A 19266-nucleotide genomic window follows, 5' to 3' on the forward strand; every position below is an offset into this window, starting at 1 on the left:
CCGGGAGGGCACTGCGCGCCCGCTCCGTGAAGCTTGAGCTCTCTCGACTCCGGGCCCTGCTGCTCCGCTCGCAGGCTGTTCGGGACCCGGTCGTAGCTCGCGCCGGGCGAGCCACCGGCGGACGGATCTGAGCGACTCGGCTCTTCGCTTTCGGCGACTGGCGCACCATCCGGCGCGGTAAGTTCCGATTTCGGAAAGTCGTTCTCAGAATGACATGGCGAGCAGGAAGCGAGGGCATTCGATCAGACCTCAAGACTCATAGTCACTTCCGCAGGGGACCGTCGCCTTCAGGCGTCGGTTGCATGCGGATGGGCCGACGAGCTCGTGAAAGATAAACGCCCTTGATATAATGTTTTGAATGAGCCGCTATCGGCACAACGCGGGCGCAACCTTCAGCCTCAAGTACCACCTCGTGTGGTGCCAAAGTACCGGCGCAAGGTGCTGATCGCGCCTTACGACACGCGGATGCGGGAGATCATCGCAGAGGTTGCGGACAAGGCAGAGTTGATCGCCCACGCGATCGAGGTGATGCCCGATCACGTGCATCTGTTCGTGGAGGCAGACCCAACGCTTGCGGTCGCCGAGATCGTCAATCGCTTCAAAGGCCGCTCGTCTCGGCTGATGCGCCAGAAGCTCCCGGCGCTGCGCTTGCGCCTGCGAACGCCGTGGTCGCGCTCCTACTATGCGGGTTCAGTCGACCACGTCAGCGCCAAGGTGGTCAAAGCCCACATCGCCGCGCAGAAGGGCAGCTGAGCGGTGTCTGTGCGCTCTTACAAGTATCGGCTCCGGCCAAACCGGACGCAGGATACAGCGCTCTACGCAAAGCTCCGCGATTTCTGCGGTCTGTACAACGCCGGCTTGCAAGCGCGTCGAGGCATACCGCCGCCGCGGCATGAGCCTGCGCTACAAGCATCAAGCCAGCGAGTTGGAGGCGTGCCGCGAAGCGACCCGGACGGGCTTGGACGCTGGTCGTTCTCCGCCCTGCAACAGGTGCTGCGCCGGCTGGATCAAACTTATACTGCCTTCTTCAAGTGCGGCCACGGCCTCCCGCGCTTCCGTGCGTCGGCCCGCTATCATGCAGCGACCTTCCGGGTCGGCGACGAGCTGACGATCCGGAAGGATCGGCGCTTGGGCGTGCTCGGCGGCATCAAGGTTGTGTGGCATCGCGCCCTACCAGAGGACGACGAACTGGGCACGGCGATCCTCACGCGACAGCAGGGCAAGTGGTACGTCGTGTTCAGCGTCGAGGCCGCGTTTGCCGAGGCGTGCGGCACGGGTACGGTCGGCATCGATCTCGGCCTGAACAGCCTCATCGCCACCAGCGACGGCGACACGGTCCCGGTACCTCGGTTTGCTCGCACGGTGCAGAAGGCGCAGAGTAGGCGACAGCGTGCACTGGCTCGGTGCCAACGAGGCTCGGAGCGCCGCCTCGAGGCCAGGGCGCGGCTGGCTGCTGGGTCGGCAAGGATCGCCCGGCAGCGTCGGGATCATCCGCATAGGCTTTCCCGGTCCCTGGTCTCCCGCTACCGCAGCATCGCGTTCGAAGACCTCAACCTGACTGCGCTCAAGCGAGGGATGCTCGCGCATTCCATTCACGATGCCGCGTGGTCTCTGCTCGTCCAACTCGTTCGGTACGAGGCTGAAAGCTCCGAAAATCCCCGCCGTTCACGGCGGGGCAGATGTTAATCAGCTGAAGAGTATGCCATCGCTGGAAACGTAGTCTGCGACATCACAGCCGACCGATCGCAACGCCATCGTTGCGGCTCTCAGGGGTGTGGCTTCCAGCGAGATGGTCGGTGTGGTCGAGGTCGGCTAGGGCCTGATCATCGACGGGTAGGAGGCAAACTCTCGTGAGGAAGCACGCACGAACTACGTCACGGCCGCGGTGAATTTTCGTGAGGCGATCGAGGGGCTCGGGCCGCTGCTGGAAACACCCGTCACGGCGCGTTTTGACCGGACAGTGGGGTACTTCCTTAAAATTGAATACGCCAACTGCTTGTTCTTCTCCAAAATTCCGGACGAACAGCGCAAGTCGGTCGAGATCTACGAGGGCTTGGCCGCCGCCTTCCCCGAGGACCCAACCGCTCGCCGGCGCCTCGCGACGGCGACGGACTCGACTCGGAAGGACGATGCGGCAGCCCTGCGACAGGCTATTGCGTTGATCACGGAGGCGATTCCACTTTAAGACGAGCAACCGCACGCCGTGGTGAAAATGGCCTGTTCCAACGAAGTGGATTTCGAGCGACGTGGGGCGCTCGGTCTCATAACGCTGAATCGCCCCAAGGCGCTGAATGCTCTGACGCTCGGCATGATCAGGGCGATGCGCGCGCAGATGCGGGCGTGGGAGGATGACGCGTGTGTTACGCGTGTGGTTGTTCGGGGTAGCGGCGGACGCGCGTTCTGCGCCGGCGGCGACGTCAGGCGCATCTACGAGGCGGCCCGCACCGGCGAGCACGCGATGATGTTCGACATCTGGCGCGGCGAGTATGACCTCGTCGCCGCCATGGCCCGCTACACGAAGCCCATCGTCGCGCTTATCGACGGTATCGTCATGGGCGGGGGGGTCGGCATCTCGGTTCACGGGCCCTACCGTGTTGCTTCTGAGAATTACGCCTTCGCGATGCCAGAGGTCGGCATCGGCTTCATCCCGGATGTCGGCACCACCTACCTGCTACCGCGCTTACCCGGCCATAGTGGCACCTATCTCGCCCTGACCGGCAACAGGATCGGCCCGGGGGACGCCCTCGCGCTGGGCCTCGCCACGCATGCCGCGAAGGCCGCGGACTTCCCGGCGGTGCTCGACGGTCTCGCTAAGGGCGGGCCGATCGACACGGTCCTTTCCGCCCACGCCAGCCCTCCGCCATCCGCTGGTCCGGTGGTGCGGGAGGCAGGCCTACTCGACGCCTGCTTCTCGGCCGGCAGCGTCCAAGCCGTCCTGGCCAACCTCGACGCGGTTGCCGGATCGGACTTTGCCGCCGCGACTGCGCGCACGATCCGCAGCCGTTCACCGACCAGTCTCTGCCTCGCCCAGGAGCAGATGCGGCGCGGCCTCAATTTGACCCTGCCGGAGGCGATCTCGACGGAGTACCGCCTGGTCACGCGGATAATGCAGGGTCATGATTTCTACGAGGGTGTGCGCGCCGTCCTGGTCGACAAGGACAACCGTCCGGCCTGGCAGCCCGCCGCACTCGATGACGTCGACCGCGCCGCGATTCTCTCCGCTTTCGAGCCCACGGGAGATCCGGAGCCGAATTTCGGGTGACCGCGAGCCGGGACGCGCGACGCGGTGCTCACGACCTGCGCCCCTCGCCGGGCAGGAGCACCATGGAGAAGTAGGGCGCGTCGTCGTCGGCCTTGTCGGCCAGCATCACGACGCGCTCGCCCGCCATCGTGCCGCGCTCGACATAGACCGCGCGCTCCAGCAGCCCGGAGGCGGCCAGCGCCGCGCGCACCTTGGGCAGGTGACGCCCGAGCTTCATCACGACCGCGGCATCGGTCGCGCGCAGGCGCTCGGTCAGCGCGGCGAGCGACAGGGTCGCGGGCAGGACCGTGAGGACGTCGTCGCCCCAGGTGATCGGGGTGCCGGCCCGGGTCCAGCAGCCGGACATGCCGGTCACGCCCGGCACCACCTCCACGGGGAAGCGGTCCTTGAGGCGGCGCCACAGATGCATGAACGAGCCGTAGAAGAACGGGTCGCCCTCCGACAGGATCGCCACGTCGCGTCCGGCGCCGAGATGGTCGGCGAGCCGCCCGGCCGCGTCGTCGTAGAAGCCCGCGAGCGCCGCCACGTAGTCCGGATGCTCGGGGTGGATCTCGGTGGTGTAGGGATAGGCCAGCGCCATCTCGCGGGCGGGGTCGCGCAGGATCGCGTCCGCGATGGTGCGGGCGTTGCCCCGCTTCCCGCGCTTGCAGAAATGCACCAGCACTGGCGCCCGCATCAGGATACGCTGTGCCTTCACGGTCAGCAGGTCCGGATCCCCCGGGCCCATCCCAACGCCGTAGAGGGTTGCCGTCCGTCCGGACACCGCTCAGCCGACCGCTGCATCCACCGGACGGGCGATGAACGCGACCTCCGGGGCGTCACGCGGATCGAGATAGGCGCGCACGACCTCCGACGACACGTCCTCAATCCGATCTGGCTTCCACTGAGGCGTGCGATCCTTGTCGATGACGACAGCCCGAACACCTTCGTAGAAGTCATGGCCGTCGAGGATCCGGCACACCAGCCGGAATTCGAGCCTGAGGCAGTCCTCGAGGGAGTTGAACTCCCTCGCCGCCCGCAGCGCGGCGAGCGAGATCTTAAGGCTGGTCGGTGATCGGGTTCGAAGGAGGGCAAGCACGGTGCCGGCCCACGCATCGTCCTCGCGCGCCAACGCGGCGACGATCTCCTCTAAGCTGTTGAAACCGAAACAGCGGTCGATGAGGGCACGCCGAGCCGAGAGGGGCGCCGTGTCGGGCGTTTCCGCGTACGACGCCAAGATCTCGCCGATCCCTCCGGCATCGGTGCCGCTTCCCGAAGCGGTGAGCCGTTGGACGAGCCTGGGCACCTGCTCGGAGGGGATGAAGAGATCGGCCAATCCGAGCGCGATCGCGTCGCTGGCGCCGACGGACGCGCCTGTGAGCCCGAGATAGGTCCCACATTCCCCGGGAGCCCGGGACAAGAGCCAAGTCGCGCCGACATCCGGGATCAGACCGATCCCGACTTCCGGCATCGAGAGGCGCAGATCCTCAGTGGCGATCCGGTGGGACGCGTGCCCAGTCAATCCGAGTCCGGCCCCGATGACGATCCCCGACATGATCCCGATCACCGGACGCGTGCAGCGGGCAATCAGCGCGTCCAACACGTACTCGTCATGCCAGAAGCGCTGGGCCAATCCGTCCCGGCGTCGGCCACTCGCATGCAGCATCCTGACGTCGCCGCCCGCGCAGAAACCCCGTTCTCCTGCGCCGTCGATGAGAATTGCGCTGATCCCGCTCTCGACTTCCCACGCCGTGATTGCCGCGAGCATTCGGGTGACCATGCCAGGGGTCAGGGCATTCAACACCGCGGGACGATTTAAAGTGAGATGCCCGAGCCGTCCGCTCCGGCGTATGCGCACCTCATCCGTCGGAGCCGCGGCCAATCCGTTCATCGCCCGACCTGAACCGGATCTGACCTCAGACTCTGTTCGCGCCTCCACATGACGTCTGTCTGCCCGGCATTGCAGTTCTCGAAGCGTGAGACGACAAACAGTAGATCGGAGAGCCGATTGAGATATGGGAGACCGAAATCATCGGTCGCGGGCGCCCGATCGGCAGGTTGCAGACCGTCCAACCGGTTGGACGCCTCCATCAGCGTGAAGAGATCCCGCTCGGCGCGTCGGCAGACGGTTCGCGCCACGTGTGCGAATGCCGCCGATTGAACGCCTCCTGAGAGGATCGGCTCCTTCAGCTGACCGAACTCGCTGTTGAGCGCTGCGACGAGCATCTCTAGCCGCGCGAGGTGATTTGGTGACAGGCGCTGCGTACCAGGGCCCCTGATCTGAGCACCGAGATCGCACAGATCATGCTGGACCAGCGACAGAAACGACCGGATCTTATCGGATCCCGACAGCGCGATTACGACACCGATCCAGCTATTGAGTTCGTCCACTGCGCCGAGGGCCTGGATGACGGGGTTGTCCTTGTCCACGCGTAGCCGGTTATCGAGTCCGGTCTGGCCATGATCGCCAGCGTGGGCCGCGATTTCCGAAAGCCGAGAACCCATCTTCTGACCCTCCCACAGAGTGTCCGCGAGCGACGTTGATGTCGTATCCCGAAGAGCGCGACGGTCTCTGGCCTCCAAACGCCGCTTACGATCTGAAAGACGCTGAAATGCTCCTAGAAGACCGGTGTCTCCCGATAGGTACCCCAGACCTTCTTCAGCGTCTCGATGATGTCACCCATGGTTGCCCCTGAGCGGACCAGCTCGATGGTGATCGGCATGATGTTCTGCGCCGGATCTTTGGCCACCGCCACGAGCTGCTGCAGGAGCAGGTCGAACTTCACCGGATCGCGCTCCTGCCGGACCCGGCGGGTGCGGGCACATTGCCGGTCGGCGGTCGACTGGTCGTAGGGGTGCGTCTCGATCTTCGGATCCGGGGTGTCGTCGACGAGACGGTTGACGCCGATTACGGGCTTCTCGCCGGTCTGCTTCCGGATCGCGGTCTCGTAGGCGAAATCCGCGATATGCTTCTGGAACCATCCCTCTTGGATCAGCTTCAGCGTGCCGCCGCGCTCCTCCACTTCCTTGAGGATCTCGAAGATACGCTTCTCGTACTCCGTGGTCAGGGTCTCGATGTAGTACGAGCCGCCGAGCGGGTCTGTGACCTGAGTGACGTTGGTCTCCTCCGCGATGACCTGCTGGGTGCGCAGGGCCATGCGCATTGCGTCCTCGGTGGGGATGGCGAAGGCCTCGTCGTAGCCGTTGGTATGGAGCGACTGGCAGCCTCCGAGCACGGCCGCGAGCGCCTGCATCGAGGTACGCACCACGTTGACCATGTACTGCGGCTTGGTGAGCGAGGCGGCTGCCGTCTGGCAGTGGAAGCGCAGGCGCATTGATTCCGGGTTCTTGGCCCCGAAACGCTCCTTCATGATCTTGGCGTAGCAGCGCCGGAGCGCCCGAAATTTGGCGATTTCCTCGAAGAAGTCCGCCTGGCAGACGAAGAAGAAGGCGAGCCGCGGCGCGAAGGCGTCGACCGGCATGCCGGTCTTCAGCACCTCGTCGACGTAGACGATGAGGTTGGCCAGCGTGAAGGCGGCCTCGTGGAGCGGCGACGACCCAGCCTCGGAGATGTGGTAGCCCGAGATGTTGATCGGGTTATAACGCTTCATGTGCTTGGCGCAGTAGGTGATGCAGTCGCGCACGATCCGGACCGATGGCTCCACCGGGAAGATATACTCCTTCTGCGCCATATACTCCTTGAGAATGTCGGCCTGGATCGTCCCCGAGAGCTTGTCGAGGTCGTAGCCGCGTTTCTCTGCCAGGACAATGTACATGGCGAGCAAGATCCACGCGGAGGGGTTGATCGTCATGGAGACGGAGATCGTCTCCAGGTCGATGCCGTCGAACAGAGCCTCCATGTCGGCCAGCGTGTCGATCGCCACGCCCTCGCGCCCGACCTCGCCCTCGCTCATCGGGTGGTCGGAGTCGTAGCCCATCAGGGTCGGCATATCGAAGTCAGTCGAGATGCCGGTCTGGCCTTGGGCGATCAGGTACTTGAAGCGCTTGTTGGTGTCCTCGCCGGTGCCGAAGCCGGCGATCTGGCGCATCGTCCAATTCCGCGAGCGGTACATGGTCGGGTACGGACCGCGGGTGAATGGGTAGCGGCCGGGCAGCCCGATATCCTCGATCGGCGTCTCGGCGGCGTCGGCGGCCGTGTAGACGCGCTTCACTGGGATGTCGCCGAGGGTGAAGAAGGCGGGCTTGCGCTCGGCCTGCTTCTTCATAAAGGCACCGACCTCCTTCTCCTCCCAGTCGGCCACCTCTGAGCGCAGCGCGTCGACGGTGGTCCGGTCGATGAGACTGGTCATGACGATGCTCCGGGTTCGTCGGCCTCTGACGCGAGGGCCTGTTCGAGGAGTGCGGCGGCGAGGCTGTAAGGGTCGCCGGCCCGCGCACTGAGGCGCTCCGCCAGCGGGCCACTGAGGCGTTGCGCGCCACGGCTGAAGCGCTCGATCAGCAGATTCTCGGCGGTCTTCTCCAAGCGGAAGCGCGCGATTGCCTGCCGACGCCGGGCTCCGGTCTCGGTCTCGAAGGCGACGCGTCGATGGTCCTCGACCGCCGCGATTAAGGACTCGAAGCCCTCGCCCTTGTAGGCGGAGAGGCCGATCACCGGGATGCGCCACTCCGCGTGCCGGGCGGTGAGCGCCCCGAGCGTGAGCATCTGCTTCAGGTCGGTGAGGGTGCGGTTGGCGTCGCTGCGGTCGCATTTCGACACGACGTGGATGTCGGCGATCTCCAGGATGCCGGCCTTGATCGCCTGGATCTCGTCCCCGAGCCCGGGGGCCGAGACCACGATTGTGGTGTGCGAGGCTCGGGCGATCTCGACCTCGTCCTGGCCGACGCCCACCGTCTCGATGATCACGGTGTCGAAGCCCGCCACGTCGAGAATGTCGACTGCGTCGAGGGCGGCCCGGGCCATGCCGCCCATGGCGCCCCGGGTGGCCATGCTGCGGATGTAGACGCCCGCGTCGCAGACGTGGTCGGCCATCCGGATCCGGTCGCCCAGGATGGCGCCGCCCGAGTACGGACTTGACGGGTCGATCGCCACGACGCCGACCTTCTGGCCGGCCCGACGCAGATGAGCTGTGAGCGTCGCCACGAGGGTCGACTTGCCGCTACCCGGCACGCCGGTGAGGCCGACCACGTGGGCGCGTCCGGCCCGGCCGTAGATCTCGGCCAGCGCTGGGCGCGCTTCTGGGGAGCCGGCCTCGGCTCGGGAGATCATCCGCCCGATTGCCGGCACCGCGCCCGCGGCGATCCGCTCGACGAGGTCGAGGGAGGGGACCCGTGTCACGCAGCCCCCCGGTCGGCGATCTGCGCGTGCATGTCGCGGAACACCGCCCGGTCGTCGATCACTCGACGGGCCTTGAAGTCGGTGCGCGGGAAGGTGTTGGCTGCCAGGATTTCAGCCTGCGCCCGCAGGCCCAGCATCTTCTGCAACCGGTGGCAGGCCGCGCGGCGGAAATCCTCCACCCCTTCCGGCCCGCGGGCGAACACACTGTCGTCCGCCTCGATGCGTAGCAGCAGCTCGTCCATCGCCGCCTGACGGCTGATGACGATGCGATGCTCGCCGCCGTAGCCTGAGGTCTCGTTGAGCGCTGCGTCGATCTCACTCGGATAGACGTTCTCGCCGCGGATCGTGAACATGTCGTCGATCCGGCCGAAGATGCCCTGCGGCAGGCTCGGGTATGTGCGCCCGCACGGGGTCGGGTCGTCGGTCCACAGGGTCAGGTCGCCCGAGGCGAGCCGGATCATCGGCTGCGAGGTGCGCTCCAGATGCGTGTAGACCGGCGTGCCGCGGCTGCCGTAGGGCACGCGCCGCATGGTGGCCGGGTCACAGACCTCGGTGTAGACCACGTCCTGCCAGCAGAGCATGCCGGGGGTCTCGGCGGTGCCAGAGACGTTCATGAACGGCGACATCTCCGCCATCGAGCCGCAGTCGAACACCTTGGCGCCGAAGGCCTCGGCGATGCGGTCGCGCACGCCGGGGATGGAAGCGCCGGGCTCGCCCGAGAAGAACATGATGCGCAGGCCGAAGCTGCGCGGGTCGAGGCCCTCCTCGCGAGCGACCTCGGCGAGGTGCAGCGCGTAAGTGGGCGTACCGTAGAAGGCCGCGGGCTTGAGGCTTGCCAGCCACTGGGCGCAGCGGGCAGTCATGCCGGGCGCGCCGGCGCCGAACGGGAAGGACTGGGCGCCCAGGCGCTCCGCCCCGGCGAGCGCCCCCCAGCTGCCCATATACAGGCTGAGGATCGCGGCGACGCAGACCATGTCGCCCGGCCGGATCCCCATGCCCCACATGATACGAGCATGGGCGTTGGCGATGGCGTTCCAATCGTTGCGGCCGATGGCGAACGCGGTTGGCCGCCCGGTGGTGCCGCTCGTGCCGTGAATATGGAAGATCTCCCGGTCGGGCACGCAGAGATAATCGCCGAAGGGTGGGGCCGCGTTCTGCGACGCCCGTAGCTCGGCCTTCGTGACCACCGGAACCCGGTCCTCGAAATCCTCCAGGCTCTTCAGTTGGTCCGGGTGGAAACCGGCCTCATCCCAGCGTCGCCGGTAGAAGGGAGCGTTGGCGTAGGCGTAGCTACAGACCTCGCGCAGGCGGCCCAGGATTGCGGCCTCGCGCTCCCCCGCCGGCATGGTCTCGCGCCGCGGAAACCAGTAGCGACTGCCGGCGTCCGGGAAGTAGCTGTCGTCGTAGGCGGTCGGGAAGGTCCAGGCTTCCATGATCGCCTCCTCAACGCTCGCCACGCTCGGCGACCAGCCGGCGTAGGGTGCTGACGATGACTTCCGGCGGCGTGTCCTGCAGCAGGACCTCGCGCACGCCCATCTCCTTGATGGCGACGACGTCCTCGTCGGGCATCACGCCACCCGCGATCACGATGAGGTCGTTCGCCTGCTGCTCCGAGAGGAGCTTGAAGATCTTCGGGAAGACCGTGAGCTGGACCCCCGACAGGAGGCTGACGCCGAGCACGTCGACATCCTCCTGGATCGCCGCCGTGACCACCTCCTCAGGAGTGCGGTGCAGGCCCGAGTAGATCACGTCCATGCCGGCGTCGCGCAGCGTCCGGGCGACCACCTTCACGCCACGGTCGTGGCCATCCAGGCCGACCTTGGCCAGCAACACGCGGATCGGCTGGCTCATTCCGGGCTCTCGCTATTGAATTCCGAACTCCGTATGCCATCGGTACGATCGTGCAGGTTGAGCGTCAAGATAGAACTTATATTGCAGCGCAGAAGCCGGCGTCCCCTTGTGCGGCAAAGGCAGACGGGACTCTGAGTCAAGAATTTCGCGCTGAGGACGGAATTCAAACCGACTCGCGGGACTGCAACGTTGGGCTGAGCGGAGGAACTGATGTGCACAACCGAGGAACACCAAGCCGCGTCTGTGATCGCGCGGTTCCTCAAAAATTGGGGGGTCGAGCGGGTCTACGGCCTCTGCGGCGGCCACATCATGCCGATCTGGATGGCCGTCGATGCCGCCGGCATCCGCATCGTGGATGTGCGCGACGAGCGCGCGGCCGTACACATGGCGCAGGGTGAGGCTGAGGTGACAGGCGCCCTCGGCGTCGCCTTGGTGACGGCGGGGCCGGGCGTCACGAACGCCATGACCGGCATCGCGAACGCGCACGTCTCGCGTGCGCCGATCCTGATCCTGTCGGGGACACCGCCGCGGACCCAGGAAAACCGGGGCGCTCTGCAGGACCTCGACCACGCGCGCCTGGTCGGCCCGATTACCCGCTATGCCCGCACCGTGCGCGAGCCTGGCCTCATCCCGCAGGAGCTCGCGGAAGCGGCGGCCCGGGCCCTGGGGGAGGGGGGCGACCCGGGGCCTGCCTACCTCGACGTCCCGACCGACGTGCTGCGGGCCGACGTACCCGCACCGCTCTTGCTGCCTGAACTGATGCGCCCTCGGGTCCTGACGCGGCCGCGGCCCGATCCCGAGGCGGTTGACCGCGCCGTCGACTTGCTGGTCGCAGCCAAGCGCCCATTGATCGTCAGCGGGCGCGGCGCACGCGGGGCGGGGCCGCAGCTCCTGGCGCTGCTCGACCGCCTCGGTTGTCCCTATCTCGACACCGGCGAGAGCCGTGGGCTCGTGCCAGATGATCACCCGTCCGTGGTCGCCGCGATGCGCGGCCGCGCGATGGCCGAGGCCGACCTCGTGGTCACGGTCGGCCGGCGTCTCGACTTCCAGCTCGCCTACGGCTCGCCAGCGGTATTCAGCGCCGCGCAATTTCTGCGCATCGCCGGGGCGCCTGCGGAACTCCGCGACAACCGCCCCGGGACGGCAATTCTGGCCGATCCCGGGGAGACGCTGACGGCGCTGGTGCGCGGCGTCGAAAAGCGCGAGCCGCTGGTCGATCGAGCCTGGGTCGATGCATTGCGGGTTGGCCATGTCGTGCGGGTCGACAAGCTCCGCGAGCAGGCCCGCGCGGCGCCCGATGGTTCAGATGGGCTGATGCACCCGAACCGGCTGCTCGACGCGCTGCAGGCGGTCGCCGGCTCTGAGGCGATCATCTGCACGGACGGCGGCGATTTCCTCAGCTTCGCCCGGGTCGGCCTCTCGGCCCGGATTGTACTGGATCCCGGGTCGTTCGGCTGCATCGGCGTCGGCGTACCCTATGGGATCGCCGCCGCCCTCGCGGCGCCCGAACGGGACGTCGTGGTCGCCACCGGGGACGGCGCCTTCGGATTCAACGCCATGGAGCTCGACACCGCCCAGCGGCACGGGGCCAAGGTCCTGTTCGTGGTGGCTAACAACGGAGCTTGGCAGATCGAAGTCCACGACCAGACCGTCACGCACGGGCGCGTGGTCGGGACGCGGCTCCAGCACGCCGACCACGCTGCGATGGCCCGTGCCTTCGGCCTGTACGCCGAGCGTGTGGAGCGGGCCGACGCGCTGCCCGCGGCTCTCGCGCGGGCGATGGCGAACCGGCCGGCCCTGCTCGACGTGTTGGTGACCGGGGAGGCGGTCTCGTCGGATGCAAAGAGTGGCCTCGCCTGGGTCCCAGACCTGCAGCCCCTTGAGGCTTGGGACCGGGCCGAGCGGGCTTGGCGCGCCGGCTGAGCGGGACCGGGGTCAGCGATTTACGAGGCGGGCCGGGTTGATGAAGACGAGGAGCGCGCCGATCACGAGCGTGGCGCCGAGCACCATCACCCCCTGTCCGGTGCTGCCGGTGGCGTCCTTGACCCAACCCAGGAGGTACGGGCTCACGAAGCCCGCGACGCTGCCCACCGAGTTTGCCACCGCGAGGCCGGTCGCCGCTGCCGCGCCCGTGAGAACGCTCGGCGCCAGAGTATAGAATTGTGGGATGCAGGTGAGGGTGCCGGCGGACGCGACCGTGAGAGCGGCGAGTGCCATCGCGGGGCTGTGGGCCACCAGCACGCTGGCGATGAGCCCCGCCGCTCCCACGAGGGCGGGGACTGCGAGATGCCAACGCCGCTCGCGCTGGCGGTCCGAACTCAATCCGACGATGTACATCGTCACCAGCGCCCCCGTGTAAGGGATCGCGGTGAGCAGGCCGACGGTCAGCGGATCCTTGACCCCGCTATCGCGGATGATCGTCGGCAGCCAGAAGCTGAGACCGTAAAGACCCATGGTGAAGAAGAAGTAGGTGCCGCTGAGCAGCCAGATCCGGCCGCTGGTCAGACCGTGGCGGGCGGTGTGCAACGGCTTCTCGCGCGCCTCCGCGGCGATGTCGGCGGCGATCTGCTGTTTCTCGTCCTGTGCGAGCCAAGCCGCCGAGGCCGCGTTGTCGTCGAGCCGGAATAGGCAGACAATCCCGAGCAGCGAGGCGAGCAGACCTTCGATCAGGAACATCCACTGCCATCCCTGGAGGCCAGTCGCTCCATGGAAGGCGGTCATGATCCAGCCTGACAGCGGGCCGCCGACGATGCCCGAGAGCGGGATTCCCGCCAAAAACAGCGCCGAGGCTTTGCCGCGATAGGCGGAGGGGAACCAAATGGTCAGGTAGTAGATGATCGCCGGGATAAATCCGGCCTCCGCCACGCCCAACAGGAAGCGGAGGACGTAGAAGCTCGTCGGCGACGTGACGAACATCATGGCGGCTGAGATCACGCCCCAGGTGATCATGATTCGCGCGATCCAGTAGCGGGGACCAAATCGCACCATGATGATGTTGCTCGGGACCTCGAATAAGGCGTAGCCAACGAAGAACACGCCCGCTCCCAGCCCGTACACCGTTTCACTGAATTTCAGGTCGCTCAGCATCTGTAGCTTGGCGAAGCCGACATTCACGCGATCGAGGTAAGCCGCGACGTAGCAGAGAAGTAAGAACGGCACGATCCTGCGCAGCAATCTCCCGTAGAGAGCATCGCGCGAAGGCAGATCGGTGACCGGGGCCAGCGTGAGACCGCTCGACATAACGTCCTCCCTCTGTAATAGAGCTAGTCTATTATTGTGACTTGGTGGATCGAGCCCGGAATATTCTATCGGCGTTGGCCGATCACAGTCCCATTCGCATTTCCAGGGAGCACGCCGGTGGCGTTCCGGCGAGGAAATTGCTGTTCGGCGCCGTTCGCGGCCTCGAACTCGGAATTCGGTACACGGAACGCAGCGTGCAGAGCGCTTGCTCTTCTGTCAAGCGGGCGTGATATCGTTGTCGTGTTCGCGTATCGGAGGACGGGGCTTGCAGTCACTCGAGCCATCGACGAGCCTCGTCGATCAAGCCTATACCGTGATCCTCGACGCTTTGTGTGATGGCACGTTCAAGCCTGGCGAACGACTCACGCAGGACGACATCGCGGCCCGGCTCAGCGTCTCACGCCAGCCCGTCACCCATGCGCTCGCGGTGCTGAAGGCGCAGGGCTTCCTGATGCAGTCAGGTCGTCGCGGGCTCACCGTCACCGCCGTCGAACCCGAATTTTTCCAGGCGATCTATCAATTCCGCTCGGCCGTCGAGCCCCTCGCGGTCAGCCTCGCGACACAGCGTCTGACTAAGAACGCCATCGTGCGCGGGCGCTCGCTGGTGGAACACGGTCGCAACTTGGTGGTGGCTGGCGACGCGCGCGCCACACTCCAGGCCGACATGGATTTCCATGCCTTCATCTACGAGCTGTCCGGCAATCCGATCATCGGAGAGACCATGCGCCTACACTGGCTCCACCTGCGCCGAGCGATGGGTCAGGTGCTCCGCTATCCGGGCATGTCGATCAGCGTGTGGCAGGAGCACAGCCGCATTCTCGAACGTATGATCTTCGGTGACGCGGCCGGCGCTGCAGATCTGATGCGCCGGCATGTTGTCGAGGCCTATGAGCGGGTCCGGATCGACCCGGAGGCGAAATAAGACATCCGACTGGGTACGACCGGAGACAGCCTCCGAGAACCCGGAGAAGACGCCGCGAGATTATCACAATCGGGAACAGATTTTCGATTCAAGAACTAGAATTTTGAATAACGCTGCGATTTGTGAGACCTCGCGACCGCTGTAACTGAATGGGCCTTGAGAGATCGGGTACGAGAGCCTCAGGTTGGGTGCGACGCAACGTCGATTGATACACCGCAACAACCGACACACCGCACCATATGAGGATCTCGCAACATCTGAGAGCCTTCGCGACGGAGCTTTCGCCGCGGAGCGAGCGGATCCCGACACCGCGCACGGCCACGACTCTTATTCTCGGTGTCACGTTCGAGAGCATTCTCTTCTCGCCGTTCCGGTGCTGCAATGTCCGGGCAAGCGCTGAAAGCCGCGCTTCTGCGAGGTGGTCAGGCGAGACCTGGGTCGTCTCGTGGCCTGCGCCGAAGCGGTGTTCGCCCGTCCCTGACAGGCGGCACGACAGAAACCGTCGTCCTGCACATGGGCGGCCAGCCCGTGCGCTCTCGATCCTCGGGTTTGAAGGTGCCACTAGGTGGCACCCACAGCGATTGGCAGACGTGATGCGCGTCGCCGCACCGCCGCGACCTGCGCGCTACGCGCTCCTCGCGGCCCGGGCTGCCGGATCATTCTGGCGCCTCTGCGTATCTCGTTCCGCCGGCCCCTGTGCAGTGCTGCTGATGCAAACCTTTCACCTCCAATCGTGCGCGCCGCCCGACTCCTGCAAAATCGCCCGAAGTGGGCGGGCATCCCGGCTCGACTTGGCCGAGGCTGTTCACGCGTGCGTGGGCGGAAGGCGTCAACAATCGAAGCACTCCGGCTTCGGAGCGCTGCGATGAGCCAGGTCCTGTCACCGGAGTCAGATTGGGTCCATCACGGCGAGCTGCCCAGCATCACTCACCAGCTCGCGACTGCCGAGTGGGCCTTCTACGACGTCCGTTACGCGGCTCCCGGCTCGTGCGAAGGGCGCGCCACGCGCCTGCACATCTCTCATCGACCCGACGCGCTGCGCCTGGCCTCGAACATGCCGTGCGACGCCCCGGCTGCTCCAAGCGCGGCCGTCTTCACGCCGGGACAGACCGTCCGCTGCGGCTGGCACGGCAGCGGGCGCGGTCGCCATCTCATGCTCGCGCCAGAGTTCGTCGCAGCCGTTCTCGGGGACGAGACCGCGACACTCTCAGCACGATCGTTCGCCGACAATCGGCAGCCGGACGCAACCGATGCGGCGATCGGCCAGCTCATGACAGTTTTCGCCGACGAGATCGCCCGTGCGGATCAAGCCGATCCGCTCTTCCTGCAGACCCTGGCCGCCGCGCTGGTGCACTACGTTGCCCGGCACAAGCCGTCGCGAACGAGCGCGCGCGGCGGCCTCGCCCCGAGGCAGTTGCGGCGGATCCTCGATGCAATCGAGTCGCGGCTTTCGGAGCGGCTGGATCTGACGGAGTTGGCCAGCGTGATCGGCACTAGCACACGCTATCTCTGCAGGGCGTTCCGGCAATCCACCGGGCACTCACCGCACCAGTACATCCTTCGGCGCCGGATCGACCGTGCTTGCGATCTGATTCGCTCCGGTGATTTGTCCCTCGCCGACATCGCTCACGCGACAGGGTTTGCCGGCCACAGCCAAATGACCGCCACCTTTCAACGTATCCTGCAGGTGCCCCCCTCACATTTCCGGACGCAATACCGCTCGCGGCCACCCCACATCGCTGAGCGGCCTTCGCAACCCGATAGCAAGGCGTGAGGGACCCTTCGTTCGGTCAGTCCAGGCGGGGATCCATCGCTGGCCGAGAGCGCTTCCGGAATGTTCCACCGCGGCAGACGTATATCGGAGCGCGTTGGCTTTCTCAGATCGGCCGCCAGCCTCAGCACCGCGGTCCTTTTCCTACCTCGTATCCCGCGGCGCGTTCTCGATTAAGCAATTCGTTCCCGCACCTGCAAAGACAACGACTTGAAAGTCGCTTATCTGAGGTATCATCACATCGGCATGATGTCTTCGTACGAGCGCGTTCGTCAGTGATCATGTAACACGTTCGCTGTGATCGCTGAAGGCTACGTCCTTTGTGCTTCCCACGTCTCAACAACGGGGTACCTCGGCCCGACCGACCGTCGGGCCGTCTTTTTTAACCGCTTCCCCCACGCCGCGATCAGCACTCGCTTTGGCAGAAACATTGCTTTGACAATGGTATGGCCGTGTTCCATTTTGAATGCTCCGTCTACCGTCGCTGTGTCAGCGGCCTTTCGGTTGCCAGCGAGCAGATCGTTGCTCAGACCGAGGCGGAGGCGATAGCTGAAGCGAACGCCCGATTTGCGCGTCTTCTAGCCAGCCGAGCCGGGTGTGCAGCCTTGAGAGACGATGCTGGTCGGATTGTCTGGACTCTTCGCCGCACGGACGCGAGACGAACATGAACGAGCCCATCCAAGCCGCTTACGCGGCTTTGGATGAGGGTTCCGGCCTTTCGACCGCGGCCAGGTCCTGACCGATGGTCCACAGCACCCAGGCCGAGGCTTGGTCGCGGGTGATCACCCGCCCACCCTGACGAACGTCGATCTTGATACCCCTGTGGCGCACGTGACCCGCAGAGACGAGATCGGCATCCTGGCGCGTTCGCTGGCTGTGTTCAGAGACACGCTCGCAGCCAAGCGCGTCTCCGACGAAGCTGCTGAAGTTGAGGGGCAGGCGCGGACGATCCGTGCGGAGACGTTGGACGAGACCGCCAAGCTCTTCGAGCAACGTGCCGCCGGGCTGATATTGGCCCTTTCGGAAGCCGCAACCAGCATGGAAGTGACCGCGCAGTCGATGACCGCTTGTGCCGACCAGACCACAGGCGAATCGATGGGTGTCGCCATGGCCGCGCGAAAAACCTTCGCCAATGTTCAGACCGTGGCTGCGGCGCCTGAGGAATTTGCGACCTCCGTGCAGGAGATCGCCGCACAGGTCGCAGACTCGTCGCGGATCGCCGGCCAGGCCGTCGCAGTCGCGCGGCGCGCGGGCGACATCGTACAGGCTTCCGCGGCGACGGCCGAACGCATCGGTGTGGTGGTTGTGCTCATCGACGGCTGAACCGCTCCGAGTTTCCCGGAGGCCGTTTGGTTTGGGTCAGGCGGCCAAGGCTTGGACCTCGGCCTGGGCATAATAGCGTGCCTCCGCCTCGGCGGGAGGGATGTGGCCGATCGGTTCGAGCAGCCGGCGCTGATTGAACCAATCTACCCATTCGAGCGTGGCGTACTCGACTGCCTCGAATGAGCGCCATGTCCCGCGCCGATGGATGACCTCCGCCTTGAACAGGCCGATCACCGTCTCGGCCAGAGCATTATCGTACGAATCGCCGACGCTGCCGACGGAGGGCTCGATGCCCGCCTCGGCGAGGCGCTCGGTGTAGCGGAGGCCCACGTATTGCGATCCGCGGTCGGAATGGCAGACGAGGCCGCTGCCGGCGAAGGGGCGGCGCTCGTGCAGGGCCTGCTCCAGGGCATCGAGCACGAAGTCCGCCCGAGCCGAGCGTGAGACACGCCAGCCCACGATCCGGCGGGCGAAGACGTCGATCACGAAGGCCACGTAGACGAAGCCGCTCCAGGTCGCCACGTAGGTAAAATCCGCGACCCATAGCCGGTTCGGGCACGCGGCCTTGAACTGACGATTGACCCGGTCGCGCGGACAGGCCGCTGCCGGATCTGGGACGGTGGTGCGGACCTTCCGCCCTCGGACGACGCCAGCCAAGCCCATCGCCCGCATCAGCCGGGCCACCGTACAGCGCGCCACCACGATCCCCTCGCGGGCGAGCTGTCGCCAGACCTTGCGCACGCCGTAGACGCGGAAGTTCGTCTCGTACACGCGCCGGATCTCGGCCGAGAGCGCCGCGTCGCGCCTGGCTCGAGCCGGCAGTCTCCCGGGATCGGCCCGCCGCGCGGCATGGGCACGATACGTCGACGGGGCGATCGGCAGCACCCTGCAGATCGGCTCGACCCCGTAGAGCGCACGGTGCTCGTCGATGAAGGCGATCATGACCGGAACCGGCGGTCGAGCTCCGCCTGGGCAAAATACGCCGACGCCTTCCTGAGGATCTCGTTGGCCTGCCGGAGCTCGCGGACCTCCCGCTCCAGGGTCTTGATCCGCTCGCGCTCGTCCGTGGTCGGCCCTGTACCCTTGCCTCGATCTCGCTCGTCTTGGCGAACCCACTTGCGCAGCGTCTCGCCAGAGCAACCGATTTTGGCCGCGATTGACTGGATCGCGGCCCATTGCGAACCATGCTCGCTCTCATGCTCCCGGGCCAGCCGGACTGCCCGCTCGCGAACCTCAGGGGAAAAGGGTGGGGTATGCTTCGTCATGGCTCCAGTCTCTTGTCTTATGAAGGAATGGCTCCTTGGCTGGGGCTGCATCGAAGGGTCGTTGCCCGTCATGCAGGGGAATGCGGGCCGAAATTCTCTTGGTCGACACAGGACCGCTCTTGAGTGTGGCCGCTCTCCAAAACCTTCACCGACTTGAACGGATACAGGGGCTTCGGGCCCGTATGACAAGACGAAGCGGCGAGGCGAAACATGCAGCAGACCATCGGGATCGACATAGCTAAGGATACCCTTGACGCCTACCGGTTGGGCGATGGGCATCGGCTAAATGTCGACAATAATCGTGAAGGCCATCGGCTACTTCTGAAATGGATCGGAAAATGTCAGAAGATACTGATT

The 19266-nt window shown here is 65.8% G+C and carries 17 protein-coding genes and 1 other annotated feature; of the genes, 8 read left to right on the forward strand and 9 right to left on the reverse strand.

Annotated elements, in window-relative coordinates; all coding sequences use genetic code 11:
• The first annotated feature begins 417 nt into the window (after positions 1-417).
• The 4 genes from tnpA to BM396_RS26830 all read left to right on the forward strand — a co-directional run bounded on the left by tnpA (position 418) and on the right by BM396_RS26830 (position 3262).
• Positions 418-753 (forward strand): IS200/IS605 family transposase, encoded by a 336-nt coding sequence (gene tnpA / locus BM396_RS26815; protein ID WP_274927670.1) that lies wholly within the window; start codon positions 418-420, stop codon positions 751-753.
• A gap of 9 nt (positions 754-762) precedes the next feature.
• Positions 763-1686 carry an RNA-guided endonuclease InsQ/TnpB family protein gene (locus BM396_RS26820; protein ID WP_244538969.1) on the forward strand — a complete coding sequence of 308 codons (924 nt, stop codon included), beginning with the start codon at positions 763-765 and terminating at the stop codon, positions 1684-1686.
• 199 nt (positions 1687-1885) lie between these two features.
• Positions 1886-2185, forward strand: a complete 300-nt coding sequence (locus tag BM396_RS26825) for a hypothetical protein (protein ID WP_043387467.1) — start codon at positions 1886-1888, stop codon at positions 2183-2185.
• A 27-nt stretch (positions 2186-2212) separates the two neighbouring features.
• Positions 2213-3262: an enoyl-CoA hydratase/isomerase family protein gene (locus BM396_RS26830; protein WP_043387468.1), complete on the forward strand. Its 1050-nt coding sequence runs from the start codon at positions 2213-2215 to the stop codon at positions 3260-3262.
• A 28-nt stretch (positions 3263-3290) separates the two neighbouring features.
• On the opposite strand, the gene BM396_RS26835 is transcribed toward BM396_RS26830, so the two are convergent.
• The 7 genes from BM396_RS26835 to BM396_RS26865 form a co-directional block, all read right to left on the reverse strand.
• A complete protein-coding gene (locus BM396_RS26835) occupies positions 3291-4025 on the reverse strand; it encodes a precorrin-2 C(20)-methyltransferase (RefSeq protein ID WP_051976259.1) in 735 nt (244 codons plus the stop codon).
• A gap of 3 nt (positions 4026-4028) precedes the next feature.
• On the reverse strand, positions 4029-5132 hold the full coding sequence (locus BM396_RS26840) for an enoyl-CoA hydratase/isomerase family protein (protein WP_043387470.1): 1104 nt from the start codon (positions 5130-5132) through the stop codon (positions 4029-4031).
• On the reverse strand, positions 5129-5746 hold the full coding sequence (locus BM396_RS26845) for a cob(I)yrinic acid a,c-diamide adenosyltransferase (RefSeq protein WP_043387472.1): 618 nt from the start codon (positions 5744-5746) through the stop codon (positions 5129-5131). The genes BM396_RS26840 and BM396_RS26845 overlap by 4 nt, the downstream gene beginning before the upstream one ends.
• A 113-nt stretch (positions 5747-5859) precedes the next feature.
• On the reverse strand, positions 5860-7551 hold the full coding sequence (locus BM396_RS26850) for a methylmalonyl-CoA mutase family protein (protein WP_043387474.1): 1692 nt from the start codon (positions 7549-7551) through the stop codon (positions 5860-5862).
• Positions 7548-8537 carry a methylmalonyl Co-A mutase-associated GTPase MeaB gene (meaB, locus tag BM396_RS26855; protein ID WP_043387475.1) on the reverse strand — a complete coding sequence of 330 codons (990 nt, stop codon included), beginning with the start codon at positions 8535-8537 and terminating at the stop codon, positions 7548-7550. Before meaB ends, BM396_RS26850 begins: the two co-directional genes overlap by 4 nt.
• Positions 8534-9970, reverse strand: a complete 1437-nt coding sequence (locus tag BM396_RS26860) for a phenylacetate--CoA ligase family protein (protein WP_043387477.1) — start codon at positions 9968-9970, stop codon at positions 8534-8536. Before BM396_RS26860 ends, meaB begins: the two co-directional genes overlap by 4 nt.
• Positions 9971-9980: 10 nt before the next feature.
• The gene (locus BM396_RS26865) at positions 9981-10388 is read right to left on the reverse strand and encodes a cobalamin B12-binding domain-containing protein (RefSeq protein WP_043387478.1); all 408 of its coding nucleotides are present in this window, start codon (positions 10386-10388) and stop codon (positions 9981-9983) included.
• A gap of 210 nt (positions 10389-10598) precedes the next feature.
• On the opposite strand from BM396_RS26865, the gene BM396_RS26870 reads away from it, so the two are divergent.
• A complete protein-coding gene (locus BM396_RS26870; protein WP_043387479.1) occupies positions 10599-12311 on the forward strand; it encodes a thiamine pyrophosphate-binding protein in 1713 nt (570 codons plus the stop codon).
• A 12-nt stretch (positions 12312-12323) separates the two neighbouring features.
• Here the strand turns inward: BM396_RS26870 and BM396_RS26875 are convergent, their stop codons facing one another.
• The gene (locus BM396_RS26875; RefSeq protein WP_051976261.1) at positions 12324-13628 is read right to left on the reverse strand and encodes an MFS transporter; all 1305 of its coding nucleotides are present in this window, start codon (positions 13626-13628) and stop codon (positions 12324-12326) included.
• A 265-nt stretch (positions 13629-13893) separates the two neighbouring features.
• Here BM396_RS26875 and BM396_RS26880 point away from each other — a divergent pair, with 265 nt between their 5' ends.
• From BM396_RS26880 to BM396_RS26890, 3 genes are all read left to right on the forward strand, one after another.
• Positions 13894-14550, forward strand: a complete 657-nt coding sequence (locus BM396_RS26880) for a GntR family transcriptional regulator (RefSeq protein WP_043387481.1) — start codon at positions 13894-13896, stop codon at positions 14548-14550.
• An 865-nt stretch (positions 14551-15415) separates the two neighbouring features.
• The gene (locus BM396_RS26885) at positions 15416-16324 is read left to right on the forward strand and encodes a helix-turn-helix domain-containing protein (protein ID WP_051976262.1); all 909 of its coding nucleotides are present in this window, start codon (positions 15416-15418) and stop codon (positions 16322-16324) included.
• An 819-nt stretch (positions 16325-17143) separates the two neighbouring features.
• Positions 17144-17644, forward strand: a complete 501-nt coding sequence (locus tag BM396_RS26890) for a hypothetical protein (protein WP_043387483.1) — start codon at positions 17144-17146, stop codon at positions 17642-17644.
• Between the two features lie 36 nt (positions 17645-17680).
• Here BM396_RS26890 and BM396_RS26895 read toward each other — a convergent pair.
• Positions 17681-18909, reverse strand: a protein-coding gene (locus BM396_RS26895; protein WP_091995070.1) for an IS3 family transposase whose coding sequence is annotated in 2 segments (ribosomal slippage) — positions 17681-18621 and positions 18621-18909 — 1230 coding nt in all. Because the reading frame shifts where the segments join, the coding sequence is not laid out codon by codon here.
• Positions 18512-18628: a sequence feature (AL1L pseudoknot), on the reverse strand. (Overlaps the previous gene by 117 nt.)
• Positions 18910-19266 lie beyond the last annotated feature (357 nt).

The sequence above is a fragment of the Methylobacterium sp. UNCCL125 genome (assembly GCF_900116795.1).
Taxonomy (GTDB): domain Bacteria; phylum Pseudomonadota; class Alphaproteobacteria; order Rhizobiales; family Beijerinckiaceae; genus Methylobacterium; species Methylobacterium fujisawaense.

Coding starts and splice junctions, on each gene's coding strand:
- BM396_RS26840 (WP_043387470.1), bottom strand. CDS start 5,132: ATGAACGGATTGGCCGCGGCTCCGACGGATGAGGTGCGCATACGCCGG.
- BM396_RS26850 (WP_043387474.1), bottom strand. CDS start 7,551: ATGACCAGTCTCATCGACCGGACCACCGTCGACGCGCTGCGCTCAGAG.
- BM396_RS26845 (WP_043387472.1), bottom strand. CDS start 5,746: ATGGGTTCTCGGCTTTCGGAAATCGCGGCCCACGCTGGCGATCATGGC.
- BM396_RS26875 (WP_051976261.1), bottom strand. CDS start 13,628: ATGTCGAGCGGTCTCACGCTGGCCCCGGTCACCGATCTGCCTTCGCGC.
- BM396_RS26870 (WP_043387479.1), top strand. CDS start 10,599: ATGTGCACAACCGAGGAACACCAAGCCGCGTCTGTGATCGCGCGGTTC.
- BM396_RS26865 (WP_043387478.1), bottom strand. CDS start 10,388: ATGAGCCAGCCGATCCGCGTGTTGCTGGCCAAGGTCGGCCTGGATGGC.
- BM396_RS26830 (WP_043387468.1), top strand. CDS start 2,213: ATGGCCTGTTCCAACGAAGTGGATTTCGAGCGACGTGGGGCGCTCGGT.
- BM396_RS26885 (WP_051976262.1), top strand. CDS start 15,416: ATGAGCCAGGTCCTGTCACCGGAGTCAGATTGGGTCCATCACGGCGAG.
- BM396_RS26860 (WP_043387477.1), bottom strand. CDS start 9,970: ATGGAAGCCTGGACCTTCCCGACCGCCTACGACGACAGCTACTTCCCG.